The sequence below is a fragment of the Variovorax paradoxus genome (genome assembly GCF_009755665.1).
Classification (GTDB): Bacteria; Pseudomonadota; Gammaproteobacteria; order Burkholderiales; family Burkholderiaceae_C; genus Variovorax; species Variovorax paradoxus_G.
Genome location: NZ_CP046622.1, coordinates 4,903,134 through 4,915,716, shown reverse-complemented (window position 1 = coordinate 4,915,716; position 12,583 = coordinate 4,903,134). Strand labels below are relative to the sequence as shown.

The following is a 12,583-nucleotide window of genomic DNA, read 5'->3' as shown; positions in this document are numbered from 1 at the left end:
CGGCGGCGCTGGCCGCCAGCCGCCTTTACCGGACTTCGATGGTGACGCGCCGGTTGCGCGGCTCGTCCACCTCATCGGCCGTGGAAACGGCGAGCTCGCGTTCGCCGCGGCCTACGGCCTCGATGCGCTTGGCCGGAAACTGCCGGTCGATGAAGAGTTGCGCCACTTCCTGCGCCCGGCGCTGCGAAAGCATGTCGTTCTGCTCCAGCGCGCCTTTGGTGTCGGTGTGCCCCGTCACAACGATGTCGCTGCCGCTGCGGGTTTGAGCCGCAACCAGCGCCTCGTTCATGACCTGCTGCGACGCGGGCGTGAGCGTGGTGCCCCCCGCGTCGAAAAACACCGTGTACCGCTGCGGCGGAGGCGGGCGCATGTCGAACAGTGCCTTGTTTTCGGCGCGCACCTTGGCCGGATCTGCCTGGTCGACCACGGGTGCGCCCGAAGCGCCGACCGCCGCGGTTGCGCGCTGATAGGGCCTGGAAAGAACTTCTTCGCCGTCCTTCGCGCGCACCACCACCGCAGAGGGCTTGTCGTCCGCCTGGGGCAGCAGCACCACGCGGGTGCCCGGTGAGCTGCAGGCGGCAAGCAGCGCAGTGGTCAGGGCGGCAAGAAGGAAGGAGGCATGGGGCCGCAACTTCATCGTCATGGCTGGCCGTCGGTCTGCACGATGAAGTCGGTTCCGCGGATTCCGATCGTGGCCGTTTGCGTTTCCACGCGGATCGCGTCGGGGTTGGCCTTGCCGATGAGGCCCGTGATCATGCGCATGGAGCCGCGCAGCAGCGACACGAGTACGCCGCCTTCATGCGTGGTGGCGTTGAAGTGGAATTCCTTCAAGTCCAGCCGCGACGAGGGGCCGACCACGAGGGTCGTGTCGTCGCGCAAGACCACGGCAGCGGAAGAGTCCGGGCCCGTCACGATACGGTCCACGGCGGTGAGCGCGTCGCCTGCGCTCGCGGCGCGCGGCGTACCGGCCGAACTGAGCAGTTGCACGTTGCCGCGCACCGATTTGACGAAACCCGCCTGGAGTTCGGCGACCGGCGCGGCTGCGGGTGCGGTGGGAGTTGCTTGTGCGTGGACCAGCGCCACTGCGCCCGAAAAGGCGAAGCCTCCCAGGGCGATCAGGAATTTTTTCATCATCACTCTCTGCGAATGTCTCGCGGTGACACAAATATTAAATTGAACCTGTTAGAAGCGGAGGCCTCATTTGATGACTCGGCTACAAAGATTCGGTCTTTTGCCGCATTTCCGTCGTTTTTATAGCCCGACGCCTCTCGCTCGCATGACCTTCACGCCCAAGACGCTGCTCCGCATTTCCGTTCTCGTCGCGCTGATCACAATTCTGCTCAAAGGATTGGCGGGCTACGTGACGAACTCGATGGGCCTGATCTCCGACGCCATGGAGTCTTTCGTCAATCTTGCCAGCGCGATGTTCGCCCTGGCGATGGTGACGGTGGCGGCACGGCCAGCCGACGAGGACCATCCCTACGGCCACCACAAGGCCGAGTACTTTTCGTCGGGCTTCGAAGGCATCCTGATCGTTGGTGCAGCGGCTGCCATTCTCTGGGTTTCCCTGCAGCGGCTGCTTTCTCCCCAGCCGCTCGAGCAACTGGGCTGGGGGCTCGCGCTTTCGGTGCTCAGTTCCGCCTTCAACGCCGGCTTGGCCTATGCGCTGTTTCGCGCGGCGCGTACCCACCGGTCGATCGCGCTGGAGGCCGATGCGCGGCATCTCATGACCGACGTCTGGACCTCGGCCGCCGTAGTCATCGGCATTGTGGCCGTGCACTTCAGCGGATGGCTCTGGCTCGATCCGCTGCTGGCCATCGGCGTGGCGCTCAACATCGTGCGGGAAGGCGTGAAGCTCGTGTGGCGCTCGTCGCAGGGGCTGATGGACGAGGCGCTCGAGCCCGAAACCATTACCATGCTGCGCACCACGCTCGACGAGTTCGCCGCACGCCTGCCCGAAGGCGCGCGGCTGCGCTTCGACGACATGGTCACCCGGCGCGCGGGCCAGCGCCGGTTTGCCGACCTGCACATGCACGTGCCGGGCGACTGGACGCTGCAGCACGCGGCCGCCATGCGCGACGAACTGGAGCAGGCCCTCATGGATGCCGTGCCCGGCCTGCGGGTGACCATCCAGCTGCTGCCGCTGGGCATGGAAGCGCGCTCCACCCGGATGAAGGACGAGGCATGAAGGCCGTGATTCAACGCGTGGCAAGCGCGCGCGTCGATATTGCCGGGCAGACCGTGGGCGCCATCGAGGCCGGCCTGTTCGTGCTGCTTTGTGCGGAGCGCGGCGATGTGGATGCGCTGGCCGACCGCATGCTTGCAAAGATACTGAAGCTGCGCATCTTTTCAGATGAAGCGGGCAAGATGAACCGCAGCCTGCAGGACATCGGCGGCGGCCTGCTCGTGGTGAGCCAGTTCACGCTTGCGGCCGACGTGAGCGGCGGCAATCGCCCGAGCTTCACGCAGGCGGCGGCGCCCGACGAAGGGCGGCGGCTTTATGACTATTTCGTGGCGCAGGCGCGCGCCGCGCATCCGGTCGTTGCCACGGGCGAGTTCGGCGCCGACATGCAGGTGCACCTGGTCAACGACGGGCCAGTCACCATTCCGCTGCAGATGACGGCCTAGCGCGCCGTCTTCACTCGCGTTCGAGCACGGCTTCCCAAAGCACCTTCGGCTGTTCGTAGCGCTCGACCATGAGCTCTTCCAGCTGCAGCATGCGCCAGCCCTCGGTGAAGAGCCGCTCCACCGCTTCGCGGTCGAAAAAGCGCTTGGGCACGCCGTCCACCAGGTAGAAAGAATCTTCGCCTCTCGGTGGCGGGCCGCTCGCGCCGTGGTGAAAGTCGTTCACCGAGTTCAACCGGCACAGCAGCACGCCGCCTGGTCGCAGCACGCGGTGAATGCGCCGTGCCAGCGTCAGCGTTTCATCCCAGGCAAAGTAGTGCAGCGAAAGACTCGCGAGCACCACGCCGACACTTCCGTCGGCCACTGGAAAGGGCGCACGGAAATCGCTGCAGTGAAACTCCGCGCCTTGCGGCACGCGCTCCCGCGCCGCCGCAACCGATTCAGTCGAGAGCTCGATGCCCACCACGCGCTGCCCCGCATTCACCAGCACAGCGCTGTCCCGGCCCATTCCGCAGCCGAGTTCGAGCACCGGGGCAGCGCCTGCGCGCTCGGCGACCAGACCCAGCCAGCGGTCCAGCCACGGATCGGTGGTAATCGCCCCATGCGCCGCCATCGCTACCTGCCGTACGGATTCCGGATGCCGAGGCCCGCCAGGATCTCGATCTCGCGCGCTTCCATTTCCTCTGCATCGGCCTCACCGGTCTCGTGGTCCCACCCCTGCGCGTGCAGCGTGCCGTGAACCAGCAGGTGCGCGTAGTGCGCCGCCAATGTCTTGCGCTGCTCCTTGGCCTCGGCGGCAACCACCGGCGCGCACAGCACCAGGTCGGCCATCACCATCGGGCTTTGCGCATAGTCGAACGTCAGCACGTTGGTCGCGTAGTCCTTGCCGCGAAATCCGCGGTTCAGGCGCTGCCCTTCCTCGGCATCGACGATGCGCACCGTGATCTCGCCGTCCGCGTCGAGCGCATGGCGGATCCAGCGGGCCACGCTATGCCGCGGCAATGCGGCGCGATGCCGCTCGATATCCTTGAAGCGCGGTGCGAACTGCAGCGAAAGCGAAAGCTGAGCCAGTGCCATGTCAGTGCGACCCCGCACGCTTGCGCTGGCCGTCGTAGGCATCGACGATTTTGGCGACCAGCGGATGCCGCACCACGTCGGAACTGGTGAAGTGCGTGATCGCGATGCCGCTCACGCGCCGCAGCACGCGCTCGGCGTCGATCAGGCCGCTCAGCTGCTGCTTGGGCAAGTCGATCTGGCTCACGTCGCCCGTCACCACCGCCTTGGCGCCGAAGCCGATGCGCGTGAGAAACATCTTCATCTGCTCGACCGTGGTGTTCTGCGCCTCGTCCAGGATCACGAAGGCGTTGTTCAGCGTGCGCCCGCGCATGAAGGCCAGCGGCGCAATTTCCAGTGCATTGCGCTCAAACGCCTTCTGCACCTTCTCGTAGCCCATCAGGTCATAGAGCGCGTCGTACAGCGGGCGCAGGTAAGGGTCGACCTTCTGCGTCAAGTCGCCCGGCAAGAAGCCGAGCCGCTCGCCGGCTTCCACCGCCGGGCGCGTGAGCACGATGCGCTGCACCGCGGCGCGCTCCAGCGCATCGACCGCGCAGGCCACGGCCAGGTAGGTCTTGCCGGTGCCGGCCGGACCGATGCCGAAGGTGATGTCGTGCTTGGCGATGTTGTCGAGGTACAGCGCCTGTGTGGGCGTGCGCGCGCGCAGGTCGGCCCGGCGGGTGACGAGCATGGCCGCGTCCTCGTCGCCGTCGATCATGGAACCGTCGCCCGCCAGCGTGAGCTGCACCACGGCCGGGTCGATCGGGCGCTGGGCAATTTCGTACAGCGCCTGCAGCACGTCCATCGCCCGCTGCGCGGAGGCCTTGGGCCCGTCGACCTTGAACTGCTCGTGGCGATGCGCGATCTTCACGCCCAGCACCTCTTCGATACGGCGCAGGTGCGCATCCAGCGGTCCGCACAGGTGGCCGAGGCGCGAGTTGTTGGGGGGAGCAAAGGTGTGTCGCAGAATCACGCCGGACATTTCAAGGAAAAAGGGCACCCATGATAGGCAAACTCACCGGCATCCTTGCCGAGCGCAACCCACCGCAAGTGGTGGTGGACTGCAACGGCGTCGGTTACGAGGTCGATGTGCCGATGAGCACGTTCTACAACCTGCCCGGCACCGGAGAGCGCGTCTCGCTGCTCACGCACTTCGTGGTGCGCGAGGACGCGCAGATTCTCTACGGTTTCGGCACCGCTGAGGAGCGTGCGGCTTTTCGGCAACTCATCAAGATCACCGGCGTGGGCCCGCGCACGGCGCTCGGCCTGCTGTCGGGCATGAGCGTGGGCGAGCTGTCGCAGGCCATCACCACGCAGGAACTCGGCCGGTTGGTCAAGATTCCGGGCATCGGCAAGAAGACCGCCGAGCGGCTGCTGCTGGAACTCAAGGGCAAGCTGGGCGCCGACATCGGCCTGCCCGCGCATGCGGCCTCCGACGCGCAGGCCGACATCCTGCAGGCGCTCATCGCGCTGGGCTACAGCGACAAGGAAGCCGCGCTGGCGCTGAAGGCCTTGCCCAAGGATGCGACAGTGAGCGAGGGCATCAAGCTCGCGCTGAAGGCGCTGGCCAAGTAGCGCAAGACACGGGAATCGGCCATGCCCAACTGCGACTTTTATGCAACGAAGGAAGATCACGAGGGCCTGCTCACGTGGCTCTTCGCGGAAGAGAGCTGCGACGTGTATGAACTTGCGTCCGACTTCGAGCAGCCGCTGAAGTGCTTCCGCTCCGCGGCGGAGGTGCTGGCGCAGTTCGAGCGCAGCTATCCCAATGGCAAGAAGTGGCGCTCCGTACATCTGCAGCTGTATGTGCGCGGCGCGGGTCCTGCGTTCGAACCTCGCCGCGTGGAACTGGACCCTGTAGCCTGCGGCGGCGCCACCTTCCGCTACGACGCGGACGGATGGGGCCTGGTGCAGCTCTACCTCGGCTCGGCTTCCGCGGGCGACGAGCGGCTGGAAGACTCGCACACCAACCACAACTCGCTCAAGCGTGCGCAATCGTGGTCGGACACAGTGGAGGAGATGGGCGATGTCGGGGCGTGGGACTTCGCAAAGATCACATCTTTCTCATCCAGGCTCAATCGCGAGATCCGAAAACGCGGTGTCGCCAAGGTCGGTAGCCGGGCCGTGTTGCCGGGCGCGCTGAAGCTGTGGGACATCGGCGTGGCCATGGGGCCTTACAAGCCCGGCGAGTACACGCTCCAGCGATTGGATACGTAGCGCCCGCGGCGGTGCTCAGGGGTGGATCTTCTCGCCCTTGGCCAACATTTCCACGAACTGCGCAATACGCCGCGCCCGTGTCTCGGGTTTCTTCGCTCCCTGCGTTCGGAACAGCACCGCGTAGCGGTTGCGCGAATCGAGCTTGGCGAAGAAGGCGGCGGCTTTGGGGTTCGCGTCCAGCGCGGCCCGCAGGTCGGGCGGCACGGTGGCGACGCTCTGGGCGTCGTAGGCCGCATCCCAGCGGCCGTCGGCGCGGGCGCGGTCGACCTCGGCCAGGCCGGCAGGCTGCATGCGGCCTTCCTCGATCAGCTTCAGTGCCTTGTCGCGGTTGATCTTCGACCAGGTGCTGCGCGGCGTGCGTGGGGTGAAGCGCTGCAGAAAGTGCTTGTCGTCTTCCGCCTTGCGCTGTCCGTCGATCCAGCCGTAGCACAGCGCCACTTCGAGCGCCTCGGCGTGGTTGACCGACGCAATGCCGCTGTCCTTCTTGGCCATTCGCAGCCACACGCCGGCCGCGGCGGCATGGTGTCGCTTGAGCCAGCGCTCCCATGAGGCGGCGGTGGTGCATTCGACGGGCGTGTCATGCGGAACGCGCTCGGCAACTGCCGCTTTCTTTGTGCTTGCCGTACTCACGGTACCCACCAGTAGCGCAGCGCGTGAAAGTAGATCGGCGCCGCGAAGATCACCGAGTCGAGCCGGTCGAGCATGCCGCCGTGGCCCTCGATCATCGAGCCCCAGTCTTTCACGCCGCGGTCGCGCTTGATGGCGGACATCACGAGCCCGCCGAAGAAGCCCATGAGGCAGATGGTGAGCGCCATCAGCGCCGCCTGCCAAGGGTTGAACGGCGTCGCCCAATAGAGCGCCGCGCCCAGGGCGGTGGCGCTGGCGACGCCGCCGACCAGGCCTTCCCAGGTTTTGGAAGGAGAGAGCTCGGGCGCTACCTTGCGCTTGCCGAAGAGCTTACCCCAGACGTACTGCAGCACGTCGCTGCCCTGCACCACAATCACGAGAAAAGCGATCAGCAGCAGGTTGCGGCCTTCGAAGCCGGGAATCTGCAGCGTAAGCAGCGCGGGCACGTGGCTGATGCAGAACACGCAGATCATCAGGCCCCACTGAATCTTGGAGGTGCGTTCCAGAAAGCGCTGCGTGTCGCCGCCCACGGCCGCAAGAATCGGCAGCACAAGAAAGGCGTAGACCGGAATGAAGATCGAATAGAGCCCGTACCACTCGATCCACACTAGGAAGTACTGCACCGGCAGCCCGATGTAGAACGCCGCCGCAATTGCATGATGGTCGCCGCGCCGGGTGTAGGCCAGGCTGATGAACTCACGCAGCGCGTAGAACGAGATCAGATAGAACAGCACGATCACGCCGCCCTTGCCGAATGCAAAAGCGAGGCCGATCACCGCCACCATCAGCCACCACGCATTGACGCGTGCGTTGAGGTTGTCGATGACCGAATGGGGCCTGCCTTGCGCCACGCGCCACTTGAGCGTTGCGCCGATGGCCGAGGCAAGGATCAGCACGCCGGCCACGCCTCCGAACAATTGCAGCGTGGTCTGTGTAAAAGGCGAGATGTTCATGGCGTCGTTGCGGCTGCTTTTTCTTGTTCGGGCACGCGGTCGTATTCGGGGCGCAGGTCGAGCATGGCGGCACGCGCGCGGGCGAGAAAGCCGGTCTTGTCTTCGCCTTCGGCCAGCTGGATCGGCGTGCCGAAGCGGACCGTGCAGGCGAGAGGAATCGGCACCAGCGTGCCCTTGGGCAGCACGCGCTTCAGGTTCTCGATCCACACCGGCACCAGCCGCACGGTGGGGCAGGCACGCGCCAGGTGATAGAGGCCGCTCTTGAGCGGCAGCAGGATCTCGTCGCCGGTGTTGCGCGTGCCCTCGGGAAACATGATGAGCGAGTCCCCGCCTTCCAGCGCTTCCTTCATCTGGTCGACCGGGTTGCCGCCCTGGCCCGAGCCGTCGCGGCGGATCATCAGCGCGTTGAACACATCCGCGCCGATGAACTGCCGCACCTTCGACGCCATCCAGTAGTCCTGCCCGGCTACAGGCCGCGTCAGCGCTCGAAGATCGGGCGGCAGCGTGGCCCACAGCAGCACGAAATCGCCGTGGCTCGTGTGGTTGGCGAAGTACAGCGTCTGCTCGGCCTTGGGCGTGGTGCCGCTCCAGATGGCGCGTACGCCCGTCAAGAGGCCGGCCGCGCCGATGATCAGCTTGCCCGCAACGACGGCAAGCGCACGGCGCAGCACCGTGCTTTCTGGGCGGCGGTCTTTTTCATTGTTGTTTTCTTCTTCGGTCACGACAGGTCCTGTGTCATCAAGGCAAGGAGAAACATGGCGCTCTGGCATGCGACCACGATGGCATGGCGCTGCATGAGCTGCCGGGTGCCCTGCACGCGGTCATCGAGCGGCCGCAGGGCCGCGGGCGGCTGCGCGCTCCGCAGGCCGAGCCGGTCGAGCGCGCCGTCGAGCGCACTGAGCGATGCGATGGTGCCGCGCGCCAAGTCGGCGAACAGCGCCTGGTCGAGCCGCAGCCTGAATGCGAAGTAGCGATCGAGCGTGCCCAGCACCACCACTGCGCCAAAGCCCATGGCGGCCGTGGTCGAGAGCGAGCGCATGGTGAGCGCGAGCACCAGCGCCGCAATGCACATGAGCGCGAAGCCCCAGGCCGCCAGCACCGCTGCGGCGCGCAGCAACCCGGCCAGGGCCGCGCAGGTGGCGCGCTCGTTCTCAGTCATGGGGCGGCACTCCAGGTGCAGCGGCACCTAATGGTTCGAGCGAGGTCCGCCAGGCAGCACGCAGAACGATCTGCGGGCGCGCGAGGCGCACAGCGTCTTCCGCCTGCGCCAGGCCGCCCGATGCGCCGTAGCGCCCCAGCCATGCAATGGCAGCCGCGGCGCTGCGCGAGAAGCCCAACGCACAGCAGACCCACACGGGAGCGCCTTCGGCATGGAGGCGCTGGCCTTCGATCACCACGGCGGCGCGCTGCAGCCGCACGGTGGGCGGCACGGTCAGGTCGAGCATCGGCACGCAACGCGCATGCGGAACGCCGGCCGGCGCCTGCAGCTCGGCGCACAGGCTCACGAGCCGCGGCCGCCCGGCGTCGATCCATTCGGCCTTCGTCGGCAAGCGTCCGAGGCGCAGCCCCGGCACTACTTCGACCGACGCCGGCAGCGTGCGCGTCCAGAGCCATGCATTGATGGCGGCTCCAAGCCGATAGGGTGCAAACAGCCAGCGCGCGGCCCAACTCATGCGACCCACGCCGTTCATCTGGAAGCCGCGCGCGCCAAAGCCGATGTAGTTGAGCGCCACCAGCGCCAGCGAAACCGCGGGCCAGGCGAGCCACAGCCACATGCCACCGCCATACAACGCGGCTGCAAGAAACAAGGCTGCGCCCACTGCGTAGAAGCCCCCGAGCTTCCAGCGCTGCGCATCGCGCGCGCATTGCCAGGCGTGCGGCATCGATACCGTGCGCTCCAGCGGCCACAGCCAGACGCAGAAGATTCCGAGCAGCGCACCCGTGGGAATGTCGATGAAGTGGTGCTGCCAGGTGGTGAGCACCGACGCGCAGATGGCGAACGCCCACACATGCAGTACCAGCCTTGCCCATGTTGCACGCAGAAACTGCCGGTACCAGTCCCACAGGATCACCGCCAGCGCAATGTGCAGAGAAGGCGCCTGGTTATAGGGCTGATCGAAGCCGCGCAGCGCATTGAACAAGAAGGCCGGCGCGCCTTCGACTGCCGGCTGCCCAAAGCTGAAATGCAGCGGCCAGACGACGAAGCAGGTGCAGGCGATGAGCGTTGCGCTCATCAGCCGCAGCGCGTGCCTGTCGAGCGTGTGCTTGCTGCGCGCCAGAAAGAGCGAGAGCGCGTAGAAGACGTTGATCGTCCAGTACGGAAAAATCGTCCAGGCCCAGAACGGCACCTGCCGTTCCCACTCGAAGGCCATCGAAGGCACCTGCGCGCGCGTGGTGGCCCACCAGTTGGCAAGGCCGTAGGTCGCATAGAACAGCGGCCCCAAAAACACCAGCCATGCAGCGGCCCGCTTCCAAGGACGCCGTGCCAGCCAGCGCTTCATTTCGCGCCAAGCTCCGAGGTCATGCCACCCTCACCGCGAGCGAGACGGTGAAGATGCCCCACTCGTCGATGCGCTGGTCGATTTTGCGGAAGCCCGCTTCTTCCACCAGTTGGTCCATCTCGGCCTGCGTGCGGCGGCGCATCACCCACGCCTCGCCCTGGCGATGGCTGGTGAGCGCGCGCGCAATCATCTCGAGCTGCGGGTGCCAGGGCTGGCCGGTGTAGACCAGGTAGCCGCGGTCTTCCACCGCGTCGCCCACGCCCGCAAGAGAGCGGCGCACCATTTCGTTGTCGGGAAAGAGTTCGTACAGGCCCGACACCACGGCCAGCGTGGGGCGCGGCGTTACGGTGGCCAGGCTGATGCGGTCGAAGGCGTCGGCCTGAACGAACTGCGCGACGTCTTCCAGGCCTTTTTCGGCAATGAGCGCGCGCCCGTCGCGCACGTTGATGTCGCTGTAGTCGCGCAGCAGGATCGAGCTGGCCTTGACGGGACTCGCGGTCACGGCGTCGAGCACGTAGCGGCCATGGCCCGCCGCAATGTCCATGACGCGCACCTCGCGGTGCATTTCGGCCAGGCGTTCCATCGCGATGCGGATCAGCTCCTCGACATGGATCTTGCGCTGCCGGATGCCGCGCCAGCCGATCGAGTTCAGGTAGGTCTTGTCCACGGAGCGGCCGAGCGGGCCCTTGCCCTGCGGCTCGTTGCGGTAGACGTAGTCGAGCGTGCTGCCCGAATCGAAGCCGGTGTCGTGCCCCAGCTTCACGCCGCGCGAAAGGGTGCCGCCAAAGCGCAGCCCGGCACGTGTCATCCCCCAGTAGGCGCCACGCGGAGACAGCGGCGCCAACGGCTCGGCCAGCGCGCGCGACTCGTCGGCGGTGTTGCCGTTCAGGTGCGCCGCGCGCAAGTCGACCGGTGCCGGCGGCTCCTCGAACAGCTGCAGCACGAACTCGCGGATGGCCTGCACCGCCGGTGCGCGGTCCTTCTCGCCCAGCGTGTCGTGAAAGAAGCCCGGCAGTTCCAACTTGGTCTTGATGGCGCTGCCCAGCCGCTCGAAGAACTGGTGCTGCGGCTTGTGGTGCACCACCCAGTCGGCGCCCGAGATCAGCAGCTGAACCGGCTGCGTGATGGCATTGGCGTCGGCCACCACGCGGTCGGCAGCTTCGTAGAGCCCCAGCAGGATGTTCACCGCAATGGGCCGCGAGATCAGCGGGTCGTTTTCGTAGCTGGCAATGCGCTCGGGGTCATGCGTAAGGAACTTCGCCTTCACGTAGCTGTTGACGAAGAACAGGCCGCGCAGCTTGTGCATCAGCCCCAGCCCGGCGCGCGCAAACGGCACGTACAGCTTGACCTTGAAAGCCGGCGAGGCCAGCGTGAGCCCGCGCACCTTGGGGGCGTAGTCGTGCGCCCAGGTGGAGACCAGCACGGCGCCCACGCTCTGCGCAATCACGTGGATGTCCTGCTCGGCCACGCCGTGCGCGCTGCCGATGTGCTGCACGAAGGTCTGCACGTCGCGCACCGACGTGGCAAAGCTCGGGCTGTAGCCGCGCTGCCCCGGCGAGCGGCCGTGGCCGCGCGCGTCCCAGGCAAAAAAGTCGAAATCGGGCAGGTTGAGCTCGTCGACCAGGTGCGCCATGCGCGCGCCGTGCTCGTGCCCGCGATGAAACAGCACGATGGCGCCCCGGCGCGCCGCGCCCGCGGCCGGCCAGTGCCGGTAGAAGAGCGATTCGCCGTCGTGCGTGCGGAACTGGCGCTCTTGCGCCATGCGTTGGTGAGTGTTGGTATCGGTCATTGAATCCAGATCGCTGTTCTTTTGTTTGTTGTGCATGGGTTCATGCGGCTTCGGCCAGCGCACGCCGCACGCGGTTGGCCACCGTCCAGGCGACCAGCGCGGCGAGAAGCGGCATCAGCCAGGCCGTCCAGCCCGGCAGCGGCCAGCCCAGCGCCACATAAAGGCCGAGCGCGCCGAACGCGAAGGCGCGGTCACTCTTGCCGAGCGGCCCGTCGTAGCGGCGAGAGGCGCCCACCGTGGGGCCGAGTGCGCCGGCAAACTCGCTCAGGCCAGCGAGCATGATCACCGTGCCGACCCAGAACGGGCTGAACGGCTGCACCAGCGCAAACGGCAGGTACAGCGCGGCGTCGGAGACCACGTCGGTCAGTTCGTTGAGGAAGGCGCCGAGCTTGCTCTGCTGCCCGTGCTCTCGCGCCAGCATGCCGTCGATGGCGTTGAACGCCATGCGCACGAACATCCAGGCCGGTATGAGCGCAAAGGCCGCGAGCGATGGCGCCGCAAAGAAAAGCCACAGCCCGATGCCGACCGAAACCACGCACGCTGCCAGCGTAACCTGGTTGGCGGTGACGCCAACGGCGTGCAGGCGTGCCACCAGTGGCCGCAACAGCGCCTGGAACCGCGGTTTCAGTTCGTAGATGGACACGTGCTGGCTTCCCCTGGTTGTTATATGGCCTGAGACGGCCGGAGCATTCTGCCAGTGTGGGGATTGGCCCCCACGCTCGGCACTTCATGTCCTCGCTGCCCCCCGAGGGGGCCACTCGCTTGCTTGGGGCGGCCCGACGCGCGCTCGGACTAAACTTGCCGCCGAAGCCCCTCAT

16 protein-coding genes are annotated in these 12,583 nt (G+C 66.6%); 4 read left to right on the top strand and 12 right to left on the bottom strand.

The genetic code is table 11. From position 1 onward, the window contains the following. Positions 1-25: 25 nt before the first annotated feature. Together GOQ09_RS22985 and GOQ09_RS22980 are read right to left on the bottom strand one after the other, a co-directional pair. On the bottom strand, positions 26-637 hold the full coding sequence (locus GOQ09_RS22985; RefSeq protein ID WP_157616822.1) for an OmpA family protein: 612 nt from the start codon (positions 635-637) through the stop codon (positions 26-28). Positions 638-639: 2 nt separating this feature from the next. Continuing rightward, positions 640-1,134 (bottom strand): FecR family protein, encoded by a 495-nt coding sequence (locus GOQ09_RS22980; protein WP_157616025.1) that lies wholly within the window; start codon positions 1,132-1,134, stop codon positions 640-642. 142 nt (positions 1,135-1,276) lie between these two features. Between GOQ09_RS22980 and GOQ09_RS22975 the strand changes: the two genes are divergently transcribed. Both GOQ09_RS22975 and dtd read left to right on the top strand, forming a co-directional pair. Continuing rightward, complete coding sequence (locus tag GOQ09_RS22975) at positions 1,277-2,188, top strand: cation diffusion facilitator family transporter (protein ID WP_157616024.1); 912 nt, start codon at positions 1,277-1,279, stop codon at positions 2,186-2,188. Continuing rightward, complete coding sequence (gene dtd / locus GOQ09_RS22970; protein WP_157616023.1) at positions 2,185-2,628, top strand: D-aminoacyl-tRNA deacylase; 444 nt, start codon at positions 2,185-2,187, stop codon at positions 2,626-2,628. The genes GOQ09_RS22975 and dtd overlap by 4 nt, the downstream gene beginning before the upstream one ends. Before the next feature lie 10 nt (positions 2,629-2,638). Here the strand turns inward: dtd and GOQ09_RS22965 are convergent, their stop codons facing one another. Genes GOQ09_RS22965 through GOQ09_RS22955 form a run of 3 tightly spaced genes read right to left on the bottom strand, consistent with a single transcriptional unit; the run spans position 2,639 to position 4,660 of the window. Then, the gene (locus GOQ09_RS22965) at positions 2,639-3,238 is read right to left on the bottom strand and encodes a class I SAM-dependent methyltransferase (RefSeq protein WP_157616022.1); all 600 of its coding nucleotides are present in this window, start codon (positions 3,236-3,238) and stop codon (positions 2,639-2,641) included. Between the two features lie 2 nt (positions 3,239-3,240). Beyond that, positions 3,241-3,702 (bottom strand): rRNA maturation RNase YbeY, encoded by a 462-nt coding sequence (gene ybeY / locus GOQ09_RS22960; protein WP_157616021.1) that lies wholly within the window; start codon positions 3,700-3,702, stop codon positions 3,241-3,243. A 1-nt stretch (position 3,703) separates the two neighbouring features. Beyond that, positions 3,704-4,660 carry a PhoH family protein gene (locus GOQ09_RS22955; RefSeq protein ID WP_207309888.1) on the bottom strand — a complete coding sequence of 319 codons (957 nt, stop codon included), beginning with the start codon at positions 4,658-4,660 and terminating at the stop codon, positions 3,704-3,706. 20 nt (positions 4,661-4,680) lie between these two features. Between GOQ09_RS22955 and ruvA the strand changes: the two genes are divergently transcribed. Beyond that, entirely contained in the window at positions 4,681-5,253 is a 573-nt protein-coding gene (ruvA, locus tag GOQ09_RS22950; RefSeq protein ID WP_126749423.1) for a Holliday junction branch migration protein RuvA, read from the top strand. A 21-nt stretch (positions 5,254-5,274) separates the two neighbouring features. Then, positions 5,275-5,895, top strand: coding sequence for a hypothetical protein (locus GOQ09_RS22945; RefSeq protein WP_157616020.1), 621 nt, complete (start codon positions 5,275-5,277; stop codon positions 5,893-5,895). A 15-nt stretch (positions 5,896-5,910) separates the two neighbouring features. On the opposite strand, the gene GOQ09_RS22940 is transcribed toward GOQ09_RS22945, so the two are convergent. The 7 genes from GOQ09_RS22940 to GOQ09_RS22910 are packed head-to-tail and all read right to left on the bottom strand — an operon-like array spanning position 5,911 to position 12,408. Continuing rightward, complete coding sequence (locus tag GOQ09_RS22940; protein ID WP_242630922.1) at positions 5,911-6,525, bottom strand: YdeI/OmpD-associated family protein; 615 nt, start codon at positions 6,523-6,525, stop codon at positions 5,911-5,913. Further along, a complete protein-coding gene (locus GOQ09_RS22935; protein WP_157616016.1) occupies positions 6,522-7,475 on the bottom strand; it encodes a phosphatidate cytidylyltransferase in 954 nt (317 codons plus the stop codon). Before GOQ09_RS22935 ends, GOQ09_RS22940 begins: the two co-directional genes overlap by 4 nt. After that, a complete protein-coding gene (locus GOQ09_RS22930; RefSeq protein ID WP_157616820.1) occupies positions 7,472-8,146 on the bottom strand; it encodes a lysophospholipid acyltransferase family protein in 675 nt (224 codons plus the stop codon). Before GOQ09_RS22930 ends, GOQ09_RS22935 begins: the two co-directional genes overlap by 4 nt. Positions 8,147-8,193: 47 nt before the next feature. Further along, entirely contained in the window at positions 8,194-8,634 is a 441-nt protein-coding gene (locus tag GOQ09_RS22925; protein ID WP_157616014.1) for a hypothetical protein, read from the bottom strand. Beyond that, positions 8,627-9,976, bottom strand: a complete 1,350-nt coding sequence (locus GOQ09_RS22920) for a phosphatase PAP2/dual specificity phosphatase family protein (RefSeq protein ID WP_157616012.1) — start codon at positions 9,974-9,976, stop codon at positions 8,627-8,629. The genes GOQ09_RS22925 and GOQ09_RS22920 overlap by 8 nt, the downstream gene beginning before the upstream one ends. 19 nt (positions 9,977-9,995) lie before the next feature. Continuing rightward, positions 9,996-11,765: a bifunctional alpha/beta hydrolase/class I SAM-dependent methyltransferase gene (locus tag GOQ09_RS22915; RefSeq protein WP_157616010.1), complete on the bottom strand. Its 1,770-nt coding sequence runs from the start codon at positions 11,763-11,765 to the stop codon at positions 9,996-9,998. A 40-nt stretch (positions 11,766-11,805) separates the two neighbouring features. Then, positions 11,806-12,408, bottom strand: coding sequence for a CDP-alcohol phosphatidyltransferase family protein (locus GOQ09_RS22910; RefSeq protein WP_157616008.1), 603 nt, complete (start codon positions 12,406-12,408; stop codon positions 11,806-11,808). Positions 12,409-12,583 lie beyond the last annotated feature (175 nt).